The sequence below is a fragment of the Lysobacter oculi genome (genome assembly GCF_003293695.1).
Taxonomy (GTDB): domain Bacteria; phylum Pseudomonadota; class Gammaproteobacteria; order Xanthomonadales; family Xanthomonadaceae; genus Solilutibacter; species Solilutibacter oculi.
Map to the genome: position 1 here is coordinate 1,810,399 of NZ_CP029556.1, position 15,198 is coordinate 1,825,596.

18 protein-coding genes are annotated in these 15,198 nt (G+C 68.3%); 5 read left to right on the forward strand and 13 right to left on the reverse strand.

Annotated elements, in window-relative coordinates; genetic code table 11:
- Positions 1-26: 26 nt before the first annotated feature.
- The 7 genes from DCD74_RS08770 to DCD74_RS08800 all read right to left on the reverse strand — a co-directional run bounded on the left by DCD74_RS08770 (position 27) and on the right by DCD74_RS08800 (position 5,151).
- A complete protein-coding gene (locus DCD74_RS08770) occupies positions 27-713 on the reverse strand; it encodes a response regulator transcription factor (protein WP_112926980.1) in 687 nt (228 codons plus the stop codon).
- A gap of 49 nt (positions 714-762) precedes the next feature.
- Positions 763-1,116 (reverse strand): PepSY domain-containing protein, encoded by a 354-nt coding sequence (locus DCD74_RS08775; RefSeq protein WP_162615959.1) that lies wholly within the window; start codon positions 1,114-1,116, stop codon positions 763-765.
- 452 nt (positions 1,117-1,568) lie between these two features.
- Complete coding sequence (gene dusA / locus DCD74_RS08780) at positions 1,569-2,630, reverse strand: tRNA dihydrouridine(20/20a) synthase DusA (RefSeq protein WP_112926982.1); 1,062 nt, start codon at positions 2,628-2,630, stop codon at positions 1,569-1,571.
- A gap of 113 nt (positions 2,631-2,743) precedes the next feature.
- Entirely contained in the window at positions 2,744-3,208 is a 465-nt protein-coding gene (locus DCD74_RS08785) for a hypothetical protein (protein WP_407072200.1), read from the reverse strand.
- A gap of 136 nt (positions 3,209-3,344) precedes the next feature.
- On the reverse strand, positions 3,345-3,779 hold the full coding sequence (locus tag DCD74_RS08790; protein ID WP_162615801.1) for a hypothetical protein: 435 nt from the start codon (positions 3,777-3,779) through the stop codon (positions 3,345-3,347).
- Positions 3,780-3,903: 124 nt separating this feature from the next.
- Positions 3,904-4,338, reverse strand: coding sequence for a hypothetical protein (locus tag DCD74_RS08795; RefSeq protein WP_162615960.1), 435 nt, complete (start codon positions 4,336-4,338; stop codon positions 3,904-3,906).
- Positions 4,339-4,428: 90 nt separating this feature from the next.
- On the reverse strand, positions 4,429-5,151 hold the full coding sequence (locus DCD74_RS08800; RefSeq protein ID WP_237049572.1) for an HAD family hydrolase: 723 nt from the start codon (positions 5,149-5,151) through the stop codon (positions 4,429-4,431).
- A 93-nt stretch (positions 5,152-5,244) separates the two neighbouring features.
- Between DCD74_RS08800 and DCD74_RS08805 the strand changes: the two genes are divergently transcribed.
- A complete protein-coding gene (locus DCD74_RS08805) occupies positions 5,245-6,411 on the forward strand; it encodes a PQQ-dependent sugar dehydrogenase (protein WP_112926985.1) in 1,167 nt (388 codons plus the stop codon).
- Positions 6,412-6,426: 15 nt separating this feature from the next.
- On the opposite strand, the gene DCD74_RS08810 is transcribed toward DCD74_RS08805, so the two are convergent.
- The 6 genes from DCD74_RS08810 to DCD74_RS08835 all read right to left on the reverse strand — a co-directional run bounded on the left by DCD74_RS08810 (position 6,427) and on the right by DCD74_RS08835 (position 11,657).
- Positions 6,427-7,215, reverse strand: a complete 789-nt coding sequence (locus DCD74_RS08810; protein WP_112927763.1) for a lytic transglycosylase domain-containing protein — start codon at positions 7,213-7,215, stop codon at positions 6,427-6,429.
- Between the two features lie 41 nt (positions 7,216-7,256).
- Positions 7,257-8,468 (reverse strand): cation:proton antiporter, encoded by a 1,212-nt coding sequence (locus DCD74_RS08815; protein ID WP_112926986.1) that lies wholly within the window; start codon positions 8,466-8,468, stop codon positions 7,257-7,259.
- Positions 8,469-8,480: 12 nt separating this feature from the next.
- Positions 8,481-9,278, reverse strand: a complete 798-nt coding sequence (locus DCD74_RS08820; protein ID WP_112926987.1) for an SDR family NAD(P)-dependent oxidoreductase — start codon at positions 9,276-9,278, stop codon at positions 8,481-8,483.
- A gap of 9 nt (positions 9,279-9,287) precedes the next feature.
- Positions 9,288-10,199 carry an arginine deiminase-related protein gene (locus DCD74_RS08825; protein ID WP_112926988.1) on the reverse strand — a complete coding sequence of 304 codons (912 nt, stop codon included), beginning with the start codon at positions 10,197-10,199 and terminating at the stop codon, positions 9,288-9,290.
- Positions 10,200-10,307: 108 nt separating this feature from the next.
- Complete coding sequence (locus DCD74_RS08830) at positions 10,308-10,796, reverse strand: EF-hand domain-containing protein (RefSeq protein WP_112926989.1); 489 nt, start codon at positions 10,794-10,796, stop codon at positions 10,308-10,310.
- 315 nt (positions 10,797-11,111) lie between these two features.
- Positions 11,112-11,657, reverse strand: a complete 546-nt coding sequence (locus tag DCD74_RS08835) for a hypothetical protein (protein ID WP_162615961.1) — start codon at positions 11,655-11,657, stop codon at positions 11,112-11,114.
- A gap of 167 nt (positions 11,658-11,824) precedes the next feature.
- On the opposite strand from DCD74_RS08835, the gene DCD74_RS08840 reads away from it, so the two are divergent.
- The 4 genes from DCD74_RS08840 to DCD74_RS08855 all read left to right on the forward strand — a co-directional run bounded on the left by DCD74_RS08840 (position 11,825) and on the right by DCD74_RS08855 (position 15,193).
- Positions 11,825-12,358, forward strand: a complete 534-nt coding sequence (locus DCD74_RS08840; protein WP_335645445.1) for an RNA polymerase sigma factor — start codon at positions 11,825-11,827, stop codon at positions 12,356-12,358.
- A 10-nt stretch (positions 12,359-12,368) separates the two neighbouring features.
- Positions 12,369-13,037, forward strand: a complete 669-nt coding sequence (locus DCD74_RS08845; RefSeq protein WP_112926991.1) for a hypothetical protein — start codon at positions 12,369-12,371, stop codon at positions 13,035-13,037.
- A gap of 111 nt (positions 13,038-13,148) precedes the next feature.
- Positions 13,149-14,330, forward strand: a complete 1,182-nt coding sequence (iadA, locus tag DCD74_RS08850) for a beta-aspartyl-peptidase (protein ID WP_112926992.1) — start codon at positions 13,149-13,151, stop codon at positions 14,328-14,330.
- A 14-nt stretch (positions 14,331-14,344) separates the two neighbouring features.
- Positions 14,345-15,193, forward strand: coding sequence for a cyanophycinase (locus DCD74_RS08855; protein WP_112926993.1), 849 nt, complete (start codon positions 14,345-14,347; stop codon positions 15,191-15,193).
- Positions 15,194-15,198 lie beyond the last annotated feature (5 nt).

Consider the following 15,198-nt stretch of genomic DNA (forward strand, 5'->3'; position numbering starts at 1 on the left):
CGCCGACGCCGTCAAGCGGCGAAGGCTCAGCCCTCGCCGTTGCGCGGAATCGCGAAGCGGTAGCCGCGGCCGCGCACGGTCTCGATCGGCTTGAGCGAACCGTCCGGGTCCAGCTTGCGGCGCAGGCGGCCGATGAAGACTTCGAGCACATTGGAATCGCGGTCGAAATCCTGCTGGTAGATGTGCTCGGTCAGGTCGGCCTTCGAGACCAGTTCGCCGGCATGCATCATCAGGTACTCGAGCACCTTGTATTCGTAGCTGGTCAGGTCGACGTTCTGGCCGTGCACCGTCACCGTCTGCGCGGCCAGGTCGAGCACCACCGGCCCGCACTCCAGCGACGGCTTGCTCCAGCCGGCGGCGCGGCGGACCAGGGCGTTGATGCGCGCCAGCAGCTCCTCGACATGGAAGGGCTTGACCAGGTAGTCGTCGGCGCCCTGCTTCAGGCCGTCGACCTTGTCCTGCCAGCTCGAACGCGCGGTCAGGATGAGGATGGGGAACTGCTTGCCGTCCTCGCGCAGGGCTTTGATCAATTCCATGCCGCTCATCTTGGGCAGGCCGAGATCGATGATGCCGATGTCGAAGGGCACTTCGCGACCCATGTACAGGCCTTCCTCGCCGTCCTGCGCGGCATCGACCGCATAGCCTTCGCGCTTCAGGCGCGCGGCAAGGGTTTCGCGCAGCGGGGCTTCATCCTCGACCAGCAGAATTCGCATGGGTGACTCCAGGTTGCGGGTTGGCCGACGCGCGGCGGTAGGTCACAGGTTAGGGCTTGCGGCCGTCATTGCCGCGTGTAGACCTGAATGCAGGCTCATCACCGACTGTACCGCGCTTTGCCGGGTCGTCCACCACGATCCGGATGCGGCCACCGGGTTCCAGCACTTTTACGCGGTGAATCTCGCGGCCCTGGAAGCGCATGCTCTCGACGTTGAGCACCTGCCCGCCGGTCTGGCGCTCGACCCGGCGCACGGCATCGGGCATGCCCTGGCCCAGCGGCGGCGCGAACGACGGCGCCCGCGACGGCAGGCGCGATTCGGCGACCGGCGCGCGCTGCTCCTGCGCGGAGGCAGCCGCCGGCAGCAGGACCATCAAAGCGATGAGGAAGGACAGACGCTGCACGAAGGGCTCCGGGCACGGGCGGAACGGCGGGGGCCGTCGAGGGTGGCCAGTGTCATGGCCGCGCATTGAACTTGGCCTTAACTGGTTAAGGAAATGTTAGCGCCAAACTGAACGAGGTTGCGGCCACGATAGCGCGGATGAAGCGGGGAAGATGCCTGTGCGCGTGCTTGGGGCGTCGTTGCCGGGCATCGGGGGCCTCGTCGTCGGGCACTGGGATGCTCGTTGCCGGGTATCGGAGGACTCGTCGTCGGGCATCGTCGGGCACCGGAGGCCTCGCCGTTGGGCACTGGGGGGTGTCGTCGTCGGGCACTGGGGGTGTCGTCGTCGGGCACTGTGATGCTCGCCGCCGGGCACCGGGGCCTCGCAATCGGGCATTAGGATGCTCGGCGTCGGGCATCGGGGGTGTCGTCGCCGGCCACTGGGATGCTCGTCGCCGGCCATCCCCACCCGCGTCAGCCCACCCGCAGGGACTCGTCGCCGGGGCGTCCAGCCTCGCCCACCGCGTCCGCCACTTCCGCCTGCGCGGCCATCGCCTGTTCCAGCAGCGCCCAGTCGGCGCCCGGCAGATGCGCGCCGGCACTCAGAACCTGGCGGAACACGCGACCGCCCGGTGCGCCGTGCCACAGGCCGAGCAGGTGGCGGGTGATGTGCTTGAGCGCCAGCCCTTCGGCCAGCCGTGCCTCGACATAGGGCCGGAAGCGGCGCAGCAGGACTTCGCGCGGCTGTTCCGACCGCCCGCTCCACAGGCCGTCGAGCCGGTGCAGCAGGTAGGGGTCGTGGTAGGCCGCGCGACCGAGCATCACGCCATCCACCTTTCCACGCTGGGCCGATGCGATGTCGATGCCGGCGATGCCGCCGTTGAGCTCGATCCGCAGGTCCGGGCGCTCCTGCTTGAGCCGGTGCGCCCAGTCGTATTTCAGCGGCGGGACTTCGCGGTTTTCCTTCGGCGACAGGCCCTTCAGCCAGGCGTTGCGGGCATGGACGATGAAGTGCGTGCAGCCGGCCGACGCCACAGTGTCGATGAAGGCGCGGAAGCGTCCGTAGTCGGCATCGTCATCCACCCCGAGGCGGCATTTGACGGTGACCGGCAGGCCGGCCGGCACCGCATCGACCATCGCCGCCACGCACCCGGCGACCAGTTGCGGCTCGCGCATCAGGCAGGCACCGAAGCGCCCCGCCTGCACCCGGTCGGAGGGGCAGCCGCAGTTGAGGTTGATCTCGTCGAAGCCATGCTCCGCCGCGATCCGCGAAGCCTGCGCCAGCAGCGCGGGCTCGCTGCCGCCCAGCTGCAGCGCCAGCGGGTGCTGGCTCGGGTCCTTGGCCAGCAGGCGCGCGCGGTCGCCGTGGATGAGCGCGTTGGCGTGGACCATCTCGGTGTACAGCCGCGCATCGGGCGCCAGCACGCGGTGGAAGGCCCGGCAATGGGTGTCGGTCCATTCCATCATCGGGGCCACCGACAGCACCCACGGATATGCGGAGGCTTCGGTGGCGACGGGATCTGGCTGCATCTGCATCCGCGCATTATCCCGCAGGGGCCCGCCGCCAGCCCCGGACACGAAGACGCCCGGCAAGCCGGGCGTCGGGGACACTGCATCGCACATGGCGCCTTGCCTGCGCGGGGTGAGGATCAGCGTTCGCTGAGGACGAAGTTGCCCACCGACACGCCGATGTCCCAGCCCGAGCCGGTGCCGGCGAGGGCCAGCGAGACCGAGCCCTTGGTCACCACCTGCGCCTTGCTCGACTTGCCCGCGCCCGCGTGCGCTTCGGCGGCGGCATAGCCCCCGAGCACATCGCGGATGTTGTAGATGCCCGAGAACTCGCCGCGCCCGTGATCGATGCGCGACTTGCCGAAGGTGATGCCGCCGCCGCGCGAACTGATCTTCACCGGCAGGCGTTCGCCATTGCTGCAGCTCACCACGCCCTCGCCTTCCGCGGTCTTGTAGAACGCCGACCAGCCCTGCATCGAGAAGCGCAGCGTGCAGTCCAGCGGACCATCCGCGCGCGCCACCGCAGGCAGCGCAAGGCCGAGCATCAGCATCGCCAACACCCAGGAGCGGGCTGCCACAGGCACGGAAAAACGGGACGGGATCATGAAGTCAGGCAACGGGGGGATACGGGATGATGCCTCAATCCGCACACGGGGACGGCGCGGACCGCACAAACAGGACAGCCTCCGGAGAGGCTGTCCCTGTCACTGGCCGGCAAACAGGCCGCCGTCTCATTGACCCTCACCAGCGACGGTCGTCGCGATCACGGTAGTCGCGGTAGCGACGGTCGTCATGGCGGCGATAGTCGTCGCGACGGTCATAGCGCGCGTCGTAGTACGTGGTCTTGCACTTGCCGTGCTTGTTGCACTTCACGTCGCGGCTGCCCGGGCCATTGCGGTAATAACCATAGGCGTTGCCATACGGCGGGCCGCTGCGCACGGTGCGGTAATAGACCGGGCGACCGTAGCGGTCACGCTGCATGACGAGCCGGTCGTCGGGGCCGTAATTGCCATAGCGGTAATACGGCTGGCCACCGCGCAGAATCACATCGGCCACATCGACGATCACGCGGGTCAGTGCGTCCTGCGCCTGTGCCTGCTGCGGCACCGCCATCGCACCGAGTCCGAAGCCGGCGGCGATCACGGCCGGCGCCATCCATCGAGTCAAGGTCTTCATCTGCTTCTCCTTCAAGCGGGCCACACCACGCGGCCACGGGGCTAACCTTCGCGCCGCGCGGGTGAACGGGCTTTTAACCCTTCCGGTGGCCACGAACACCATTCATGTTGATGTCGCGAAGGGTTCAGCGGCAGGCGTCGGCCACTTCCTGATCCAGCTGGATCATCCGGTCGTAGGTCATCCGCATGAAGTCGCGATCGCGGATCCGGTCGCGGCGTTGGCGTGCGCGTTCGCATTTCGATGGCGATGCGGATGCGGCGTTTCGCGATGCGCCGCGCGTGCCGCCGTGGCCGCGCAGGCGTGCATTCGCTTCCTGCCGGCTCGCCTTCTGCCACTGCGCGATTTCATCCAGCCGGCGCTGGCGTTCGGCATCGGCATGGGCATCGGGGGCGATGTCGCGCTGCCAGAGTTCGCGGCTGCCGGCGGGACAGGCGTCGCTGACGTAGGCATGGCGGCCATCGCGGAACACGCATTTGCGCAGATCGGCGGCGGCCACATCGCGCATCCCGATCATCGCCAGCACGAACGCCATCGCGGCGATGCCGCATCGAATATCCATCAGGTTCCGCATCGCTGTCTCCGCCCGGCTGTCGCGCCCAATGTCGACATCACGGCGCGGATCGCGCATCGGTGCGTTCCCCGCCTGCGGCTAGGCCGAAGCCGCATCCTCCGCGATGCGCGCCAAGGCATCGGGCCATTCGTGTGCGGCGCGGGCATGGCGCAGGCGCGGATGCGCGGCATCCACCTCGGCCTCGGTCTCGTGCGCCCAGGTCACGTGATAGGGCACGTGCACGCCCCATGCGCCGAGTTCGAGCAGCGGCGCGATGTCGGAGCGCAGCGAGTTGCCGACCATCACGAATTCCTTCGGCGCGACACCGAATTCCTCCAGCAGCCGCGCGTAGGTCGGCACGTCTTTTTCGCTGACGATCTCGATGCGGCGGAACCAGCGGGCCAGGCCGGATTCGCGCACCTTGGCTTCCTGGTGGAACAGATCGCCCTTGGTGATGAGGACGATGTCGTGGCGCGAGGCGACCGCTTCCACCGCTTCGGCGACGCCCGGCAGCAGTTCCACCGGGTGCCGCAGCAGCGACTTGGCCAACGCGACGATGCGATGGATGTCACCAGCCGGGATGCGCCCTTCGGTGATCTCGATGGCCGCTTCCACCATCGACAGCGCCATGCCCTTCACGCCGTAGCCGAACAGCGCGAGGTTGCGCTTCTCCACCGCGTACAGGCGCGCGCCGACGTCATGGAGATCGACATGCGCGCCGACGATGCGGCGGAACTCGGCTTCGGCCTCGCGGTAATAGTCTTCGCTCTTCCAGAGCGTGTCGTCGGCATCGAAGCCGACCATGCGGATCTGCGGATTCATCGCGGCACTTTAGCGCAGGCGCATTCATCGGCCACGACGATGGTTTCATCGCATCCGCGGCATGCTTGGCGCATTCGACGACCGGAGAACTCCATGCGATATCCCAGCATCCTGGCCGCCTCGCTCGCCCTGGCCGCCTGCCAGAACGGCGGCACCACGCCGGGCAGCGCACCGCCCTCGCCGGCATCGAGCACCGCTTCGAACGACACGCAGGATGCACGCCCGTTCGAAGCCACCGAGTTCGCGCGCTTCAACGAACCGTGGGCGATGAGCTTCCTGCCCGATGGCCGCCTGCTCGTCACCGAGCGCGCCGGAAAGCTGCGCCTGTTCGACCCGCGCACGAAGAAGACCGGCGAGATCAGCGGCATCCCGAAGGTCGCCTATGGCGGCCAGGGTGGACTGGGCGATGTGGTGCTGCACCCCGGTTTCGCCAACAACCAGCTCGTCTATTTCAGTTATGCCGAAGCCGGCGACGGCGGCACGCGCGGCGCGGTGGTCGCACGCGCGAAGCTGACGCTGGATGACGCCGGCGGTGGCGCGCTGTCCGCGCCGGAGATCATCTGGCGGCAGGTGCCGAAGGTGGAAGGCCAGGGCCATTACAGCCACCGCATCGTGTTCGCGCCGGATGGCCATCTCTTCATCACCTCCGGCGAGCGGCAGACGTTCGAACCCGCGCAGGACATGCAGGCCAACCTCGGCAAGGTCCTGCGCCTCAACGACGATGGCAGCCTGCCGGCAGACAATCCCTTCGCCGCGCAGGGCGGCGTGGCGGCGCAGGTGTGGACGCTCGGCCATCGCAATCTGCTCGGGCTCGCCTTCGATGCGCAGGGCCGGTTGTGGGAACACGAGATGGGGCCGAAGGGCGGCGACGAATTCAACCTGATCGTCAAAGGCGAGAACTACGGCTACCCGCGTGTCAGCAATGGTGATCACTACGACGGCAAACCGATCCCCGACCACGACACGGCGCCGCAATACCACGCGCCGCTGGTGAGCTGGACGCCGGTGATTTCGCCGTCGAGCCTGGTGATCTACAGCGGCACGCTGTTCCCACGGTGGCAGGGCAAGGCGCTGATCGGCGGGCTGTCATCGCAATCACTGGTCGTGGTGGCGATGGATGGCGAGCGCAGTGCGCGCGAGGAAACCCGCTACGCCATGGGCCAGCGCATCCGCGAAGTGCAGCAGGGCCCGGATGGCGCGGTCTGGCTGCTGGAAGACGGCAAGGACGCGCGGCTGCTGGAACTCACGCCGCGCGGGTGATGCGGAAGCGCACGCTCACTCCGCCGCGCGCAGCGGCGGGTTGAGTGGCGGCAGCTTGAGCGCCTTGCGGTAGAGGATGTGCAGGGCGCCGACCTTCTCGACGTATTCCAGCGTCTCGCGGTAGGGCGGCACGCCGCCGTATTTCGCCACCGCGCCGATGCCGGCGTTGTAGGCCGCCGCCGCGCGGTTGAAATCGCCCTTGTAGCGGCGCACCAGCGAGGCGAGATGACGCGCGCCGGCGTTGATCGACTGCGCATGCGCGTAGGCATCGGTGACGCCGAGTTCGCGCGCGGTATCGGGCATCAACTGCATCACGCCCATCGCGCCTTTCGGCGACGTCGCCTGTGGGTTGAAGCCGCTCTCGGCATGGGCGATGGCCCGCACGAAAGCCTCATCCACCTTGCTCGCCTTGGCGGCGGCGCGGAATTCGCGGTCGAACGGTTTCAGCTGCGGCTTGCCGACCTTGCCCAGGCCCGGATGCGCAGGGGATCCCGGCGGCGTCTCCACGGTGAACTTCAGCACCGGCGTCGAGCCCGGCAACTTGCGCGTGCCGTAGACCACCTTGCCGTCCTGTACGCGCTCGTACAGCGTGCCGTGCACCACGCCCAGCTCGCCCCACAGGTTGGGCACCTTGCCGGCGGTGTCCTGGATCTCCTTTTTCGTGCACTTGGAGCCCGGCTCCGGCGCGGTCGACAGGCTCACCGTGTTGTTCCGGATGCAGCGGTAGACCGTGCGTGCCTCGGCGGTGCCCGCGATGAGCAGGCAGGGCACGAGCAGCAACGGCAGCAGGCGGGATGTCGGCATGGCGCGCATTCTCGCGGGTATTTCCTGAACGCGCCGCCGCGTCATGAATCGCGCACGAGCAGCTCCGGCATCCGCTTCAGCCGCGGCGCCACCACCGGGATGGTGAGCATGGTGCTGGCGATGGCCATCAACAGCAGCGCGGTGAAAGCCTCGTTGGTGATGAGGCCTTTGTCCAGCAGCACGTTGGAGAAGATGATCATGATCAGCGCCTTGGTCTGCAGCAGCCAGCCGATCACGCTGGCCTCGCCCTTCTTCCACCCCAGCACCTTGCCGGCGATGTGGATGCCGGCCAGCTTGCCGGCGACCGACGCCGCCAGCAGCACGCCGGCGGCGATGAACACCGTCGCCCCGCCCATCGCCCAGTTGGTGCGCAGGCCGGTAGACAGGAAGAACACCGGCATCATCACCAGCAGCACGTGCGCGCGCAGCTTGTCCATCTCGTGCTGGTCGAACCAGTCGCCGTCCATCACCACGCCGGCCAGGAACGCGCCGACCATGAAGTGCAGGCCGGACCAGTCCGCACCGAACGCCACGATGCACAGCCAGACCAGTGCCACGTACCAGCGGTCGCGTTCGGGTATCGCGCGCATCAGCCTGCGGAACAGCACGCAGGCCACGGCGAACGCGGCCAGGAAAGCCCCCTGCCGCCCGATGCGCTGCCAGTCCATCAGGATGATCGCCAGCACCCCCCAGATCGCCACGTCGTCCAGGCTGGCGTAACGCAGCATGCGCTGGCCGAGCGGCTTGCGCAGGATGTCCAGCTTTTCCATCAACAGGATCAGGATGGGAAGCGCGGTGACCGCGCAGGACATGCCAATGCCGGCCACGAACTGCCACGGCTGGCCATGGGCGCCCAGCCAGCCGGGGAAACGCAGCATGCCGACCGCCACCAGCGCACCGAACAGCAGCGGCGTGCCGAGTGCCAGGCCGGCGGTGATGCCGGATTCACGGCGGTTGGCCCATGCGCGCTTGAGGTCGAGTTCGATGCCGGCGATGCAGACGAAGATCATCACCGCCCACCAGGCGATCCCGTTGAGCGCGGTGATCACTTCCTTGGTGAACACGAACCGGTAGTAGTCGGGGAACCACTTCCCCAGCACACCCGGCCCGAGCAGGATGCCGGTGATGATCTGCACCACCACCAGCGGCGCCCAGTAATCGGTGCGGCCGAGCCGCCAGATCAGGTAGGGCACGGCCATGATCATCGTCATGGCGATCAGGAAGACTTCCGTGGTCGTGATGGCATGCGTCATGCTAGGCGACACTCAGACGGGACGGGACACGAAACGGACGACCTTCGCCAGCACGATGCGGGGCGTGAAGCGCATCGAGAAGACCTGCAGCTTGTTCAACAGGCCGTGCACCACCAGCCGGCGGCCGGCCATGCAGGCCTGCCAGGCCGCGCGGCCCACTTCGTCGCCATCCGGCAGGCGGCCGCTGTTGAACAGCGCGGAGCGCCGCGCGTGCGCACGCTGGGCGAACTGCGTGCGTACCGGCCCGGGACAGAATGCGGTGACGGAGACCCCGCGCGAGGCGAGTTCTTCGGCGATGCCCTCGCTCCAGACGCGCAGGTAGGCCTTGCTGCCGTAGTACGCGGCGAGGTACGGGCCCGGCGGGAACGAAGCCACCGAGGCGATGTTGAGGAGGCGGCCGCCGCGCGCCAGCAACTGCGGCAGGAACAGCTTGGCCAGCACGGTGGGGGCCTCGATGTTGAGCCGCAGCATCGACAGTTCCTCGTCGAGCGTGTTGTCGGCAAACTCGCCGTACACGCCGATGCCGGCGTTGTTCACCAGGCAATCGAGGGCGATGCCGCGCGCCTGCACCGCCTCGAACAGGGCGGCCGCCCCGCCCGGCAGCGACAGGTCCTGCGCCAGCGCCGTGACCTGCACGCCGTAGCGCCGGCGCCAATCGTCGGCGAAGGCCTCGATGTCGGCGGTGCCGCGCGCGGTCAGCACGAGGTGCCAGCCATCGCGCGCCGCGGCCTCGGCGATGCCCTTGCCGATGCCGCCGGAGGCGCCGGTGACGAGCACGGTGCGACGCCGCGAAACGGTTTCGTTCGCCATCGATGTCTCCTAGTAGATTTCGCCGATGCAGCAACGCAGTGAACCACCGCCGGCCTCGATGGCATCGAGCGGCACGGACCGCACGTCGAAGCCGGCCTCGCGCAGCACGGCCCGGCTTGCATCGCGCAGCGCGGCATGGGCGGCGGCGCTCATCCACACCGTGCCGGCGGACAGCGCGATGCAGTTGCCGACGAAGGCGGCATGTTCCGCGTCATCGCAGACCACCGCGTGCGGCGCATGGAAGGCGGCGATGGCGTCGGCCACGCCCGCATCGGCGAACCCTTTCGGGCAGATCACCGCGGCACGCCCGGCCAGCACCGAGAGCACGACATTGGTGTGGTATTCGCCGGGCGCCAGGTCGAACAGCAGCGAGGCGCGCAGGCCGAAGGCCTCGTGCATCAGCCGCGCGCCCGCTTCGTCGCAACGTTCGGACAGGCCGATGTAGCCGAGGCCTCGCGCGCGGTCGATGACCAGCGCACCGGTCAGTTCGCAGGCATGCGGCTGTTGCGAGAGATCGATTTCCGCGCGTCCCATCACCTCGCGGAAGAACCGGCGGATGTCGCCGCGTCCGGCCTCGCGCTGGCGCACCGGATGGCGCATCCGCCCGACGACCACGCGCTCCGCGGCGGTGCCGAAGACGTTGTTCGGGAAGACCGCATCGGGCGTGGCGGCATCGCCGGCAAAGGCGATCGCCGGAACAACTTCAGCGACCGCGCGTTGCAGTGCGCGGTGCTGCGCGAGTGCGCGCGCCGGGTCGAAGGCCTGCGCATCGGCCATGTAGTGGTTGTCCTGCGCGGACTCGGCGGCCTGCGCGAAACCTTCCGGGGTGACGAGGAACACGCCGCGCGCGGTGGCCGGACCGAAATCGTCGGCGATCGTGCGGGCATGGGCGAAGAAGGCATCGGGGTCACGGGTCAGCATCCGCCGATTGTGCGCGAAGCGGCGGCCGCGGGCGATCCATGCGGCATAAAAACATCAGGGCGGCCTGCGCCGCCCTGATGGCCACAACTCATCGTGATGCTGGCGCGATCAGCCGCCGCGCTTGGTCTTGCCCTTGGCCTTGCCGTTGTCGGTGTCCGATCCAGCGGCCTTGTTGCTGGCCAGCCAGGCCTTGTATTCGTCCTGGGTCAGCTGGCCGTCGGCATCGGCATCGGCTTCGGTGAAGACCTTGGCCAGGCTCGGCATGGAGGCGGCTTCGGTCACGCTCAGGTTGCCGTTGCCGTCGCCATCCAGATCACTCCACTTGCGCTCGCCGGAGGCGGAAGCCACGGGAGCGGCGGGCGTGGCCTGCTGGGTGGTGTCGCCGGTCGGCGGCACCGCCGGGGTGGCGGCCTGTGCCTGCGTTGCATTCCGGGCATCGACGCTGGCGGCGGCACTGTCATGCGCGGCATCGACCTGCGCGGCTGCGGTGGCATCAGTCTGCGCCTGGACCGGCGCGGCCTGCTGGGCGAAAGCCAGCGGGGCGGCCAGCGCCAGCGAGGCGGAGAAAATCATCAGGGCAGTCTTGTTGTTCTTCATGCGTGTGACCTCTTTCGTTCTGGGGGATGGGAACGAGCCTCGGATTCGCCGAGACACGGTGGCGGTCGATGGATACGGCGTTATCGAATGACTCGATATCGACCAGCGCGGTCACCTTCGCCCATGCCGACTGAACATCAACGGGCACACGGTTGTTAGGAAAACGCAGGTTTAACCCGCTGCCTGCGCATCCACGCTATTCGCGATGGGAAGGCGCCGGTTTTGCGTGACCGTGCGCGCATAAATGCGGGCGATCAGTGTTAAGCGGCAACGGAATCCACACGAATCCGCATCACCAATTCTTCGACACACACTTCAACGCACGCGTACCGCCCGTTCGAACAGCCCCGCCGACAGCAGCCACATCGCCATCATCACGCCGGTGAACACCACCGCGACGATTTCGCCTTCGAGGAAGGCGAGCACGCAGGTGCCGGCCTGCACGATGGCCGCCGCGATCATCGCGCGTGCCATGCCGGCCGGTGCCAGCCGCGCCAACGATGCGCCGATCAAGGCGACCAGCGGCACCGCGAAGAACGCCATGTTCACCGGATTGTGTTCGTTGCCGATGATGCCGACCGCCAGGTTGATCCAGGTGGTGAGGAAGGCCGCGCCCACCGCGATGGCGGCGCCGAAGACGTAGTGGTGGCTGCGGGCCACGCGCATCACCCCCTCGAACGCGCCGCCGACCAGCGCCAGCATCGTGCCCATCACCATGAAGTCCATGGCGGTCCAGTTGACCTCGCTGTTGAACTGCATGGCGATCAACGGCAACAGCAGCAGCGCCGCCAGCCCGGCCCACAGCAGCCAACGCACGCCGCGCCACAGCGGGCGGCGGCCGATCAGGGTGTCGTTCGTCATCGTGCTGCCCATCGCCCTGCCCCGTCAGTTGAAGTATCGCCAGATTTCCACGCCCGCATGGGCCGCCGATGGCGCTTGGGTGAAGCGGGCGCGAAGTGGCGGCCGGGCCGGATCGGGCCGGATTTGAATCGGCGTGTGATATTCCGCCGGTCCATGCGAATCACCCCGTGACGACCGCTTCGCCCGACATCTCCATGACCCGACACCCACCCGCCGATGATTCCTTCGAGGCACGACTGGCCCGGCACGCCGGCATCGTGCGCAAGGTCGCGGCCAGCTATGCCTGGAACGAGGCCGACCGCGCCGACCTGATGCAGGACATCACCGCCGCGCTCTGGCAGGCCTGGCCCCGCTACGACCCCACGCGCAGCTTCTCCACATGGATGTACCGGGTGGCGCTGAACGTGTCGATCTCGCAGGTGCGCGGCGAGACATTGCGAAGACGTCACCACGTGGCCTACGACCCGGACCTGCACCTGGGCGAAGTGGCGCCGCACGACCACGAGGCCGAGGAGCAGAACGCCCTGCTCCAGCAGGCGATGCAGGCGCTCGACCCGATGAGCCGCGCGCTGCTGCTGATGCATCTGGACGAGCGCAGCCACCGCGAGATCGCCGAGGTGCTCGGCATCAGCGAAAGCAATGTCGCCACCAAGTTTTCCCGCATCAAACAACGCCTGCGCACCGCGCTGGCCCACGCCTGAGGACACCCGCATGGACATCGAACTGGAAGACCTGAAGCAGGCGCTCAACCGCGTCGACGCGCGACTCGCGCAGCAGCACGCCATGGCGCGCGACGACCGCCGCTGCGCCGGCACCGCGCGCATCCAATGGGGGCTGTGGCCGCTCTGGCTCGGCCAGGTGCTGCAGATGCTGTTCGGCCTGCTCTGCATCGGGCTGGGCGTGTCGGTATGGACCGCGCTGCGCGACGGCGGCCTGCTGTTTTTTTCGGCCATCCTCGTGCATGCCTACGGGATCGCCTGCATCGTGGGCGGCGGCATCACCCTGGGCATGCTCGCGAAGATCGACCGCGGCGAATCGCTGCTCGAAACTCAGGGCCGCATCGCCCGCCTGCGCCGTTTCTACATCCTCAGCGGCATGACGGTCGGGCTGTCGTGGTGGCTGTTCTGGATCCCCTTCATGGCCACCTTCTTCTACTGGCTGGCGCGCGCCAACCTCTACGCCAACCTCGGTCCGTCCGCCGTGCTGGTGATGTGCGCGGTGGGCGTGGCCGGGCTGATCGGCACCGCGTGGTTCCACCGCTGGTCGCGCAGCCCGGCCCGGCCGAAACTCGCCAAGGCGATGGACGATGCGGTCACCGGCCACAGCCTGGCCCGCGCACAGCGCCGGCTCGACGAACTGAAGGCCTTCGGCGAGGACTGAGCGCGTCATCGACAGCCCGCATGAACCGGCCGGCGGCGGAGCACATCCGCCCCGGCCATGCGGCTTTCCGGCTTGCTTGACGCCTCTTGGCGGCCCATGCACGCTGCGGCGATGAAGACGCCCCTGATGCTGCTGAAGAATGCCGATGTCCACGCGCCCGAGGCGCTGGGGCGGCAGCATCTGCTGATCGGTGGCGGCCAGGTGTTGTGGATGGGCGCGACGCCGCCCGAACTGCCCGCGGCGCTCGGCTTCGACACGCTGGACCTGGAAGGGATGCGCCTGATCCCCGGGTTCATCGACGGCCATGTGCATGTGACCGGCGGTGGCGGCGAAGCCGGATACGCCAGCCGCGTGCCGGCGCCGATGCTCTCGCGCTACACCACGGCCGGCGTCACTTCGGTGATCGGCCTGCTCGGCACGGATGACGTGGTGCGCGGTACCGGCGAGCTGCTCGCCCACCTGTACGCGTTACGCGAGTCCGGCCTGTCGGCCTGGGGCTACAGCGGCGGCTACCACTTCCCGCCGACCACACTCACCGGTTCGGTGCGCGGCGACATCGTCTATGCCGAGCCGCTGATCGGCGTCGGCGAGGTGGCGATCAGCGACCACCGTTCCAGCCAGCCCACGCTCGACGAACTGCTGCGGCTCGCCTCCGAGGCGCATGTCGCCGGGCTGATGACCGGCAAGGCCGGCATCGTCCACCTACACCTGGGCGACGGCGCGCGCGGGCTCGACCTGGTGCGTCGCGCGCTCGATGGCAGCGAACTGCCGGCACGGGTGTTCCAGCCGACACACATCAACCGGCGCAAGGCCCTGTTCGATGAAGCACTGGACCTGGCGCGGCGTGGCTGCCATGTCGACATCACCGCCTTCCCGGTGGAGGACGGCGAAGACGCCTGGCCCGCCGACGAGGCATTGCTGCGCTATCTCGACAGCGGCGCACCGGCGCATCGCGTCAGCATCAGTTCCGATGCCGGCGGCTGCCTGCCCTGCTTCGACGGCGAAGGCCGCGTCTGCGGGATGGACGTGGGGCATTCCGGCTCGATGCTGGAGACACTCAAGCGCCTGCTCGCGCGCGGGCTGCCGCTTGAGCGCGCCCTGCCCGCCTTCACCTGCAACCCCGCCGAACTGCTGCGGCTGCCCGGCAAGGGCCGCATCGCGCCGGGCATGGATGCCGACCTGGTCGCGCTGGACGCGGACGGAAACGCCCACCATGTGCTTGTCCGCGGAGTGCTCCACGTGCGGGCGGGAAGCGTGGCGGTGCGTGGTATTTTCGAACCCCGGAACTCGTAAGGACGTCGCCCAGCATGTGTCCCAGCAAGGTCGCCGATGGCGAGCAGCGCGGCTGGATCATTCCCATCGGTGGTGCGGAGGACAAGCTGCAGCGCCGGCGCATCCTCAAGCGCTTCGTGCAGTTGTGCGGCGGCCGCGATGCGCGCATCGCCATCATCCCGACCGCCAGCCGGCTCTCCGATACCGGTTCACGCTACGTCGATCTGTTCGAGCGGCTGGAATCGGGGCCGTCGTCGATCGTCGACATCCAGACCCGTGAGGACGGCGAGCGCGAGGACTACCTCGACATGCTGGCCAATGCCACCGGCATCTTCTTCACCGGCGGCAACCAGCTGCGCATCAGCACCATCATCGGCGGCACCAGCGCGGCCAAGCTGATCCGCCTGCGCAATGCCGCGGGCATCCCTGTCGCCGGCACCAGCGCGGGCGCCAGCATCCTCAGCGAACACATGATCGCGTTCGGCAAGGAAGGTTCGTCGCCGCGCGCGGGCAGCGTGCGCCTGGCGCCGGGCCTGGGACTCACCAACCGCTTCATCATCGACCAGCACTTCCGCCAGCGTGACCGGCTGGGTCGTCTGGTCGCGGCGCTCGCCTTCAATCCGTTCGCCATCGGCATCGGGCTGGACGAGGACACCGCCGCCTTCATCGGCCCCGACAACACGCTCGAAGTGGAAGGCAGCGGCGCGCTCACCGTGGTCGATGCCAGCGAGCTGCAGTTCTCGTCCATGGCCGACGCCGGCCAGACCAAGCCGGTCTGCCTGCTCGGATTGAAGGTCCATATTCTGGTTGAAGGCGCGACCTTCAACCTGCACACGCGCAAGGCGTCGCCGGGCACCTTGATGACGGAGCGCGATCCGGCCTAACAGGG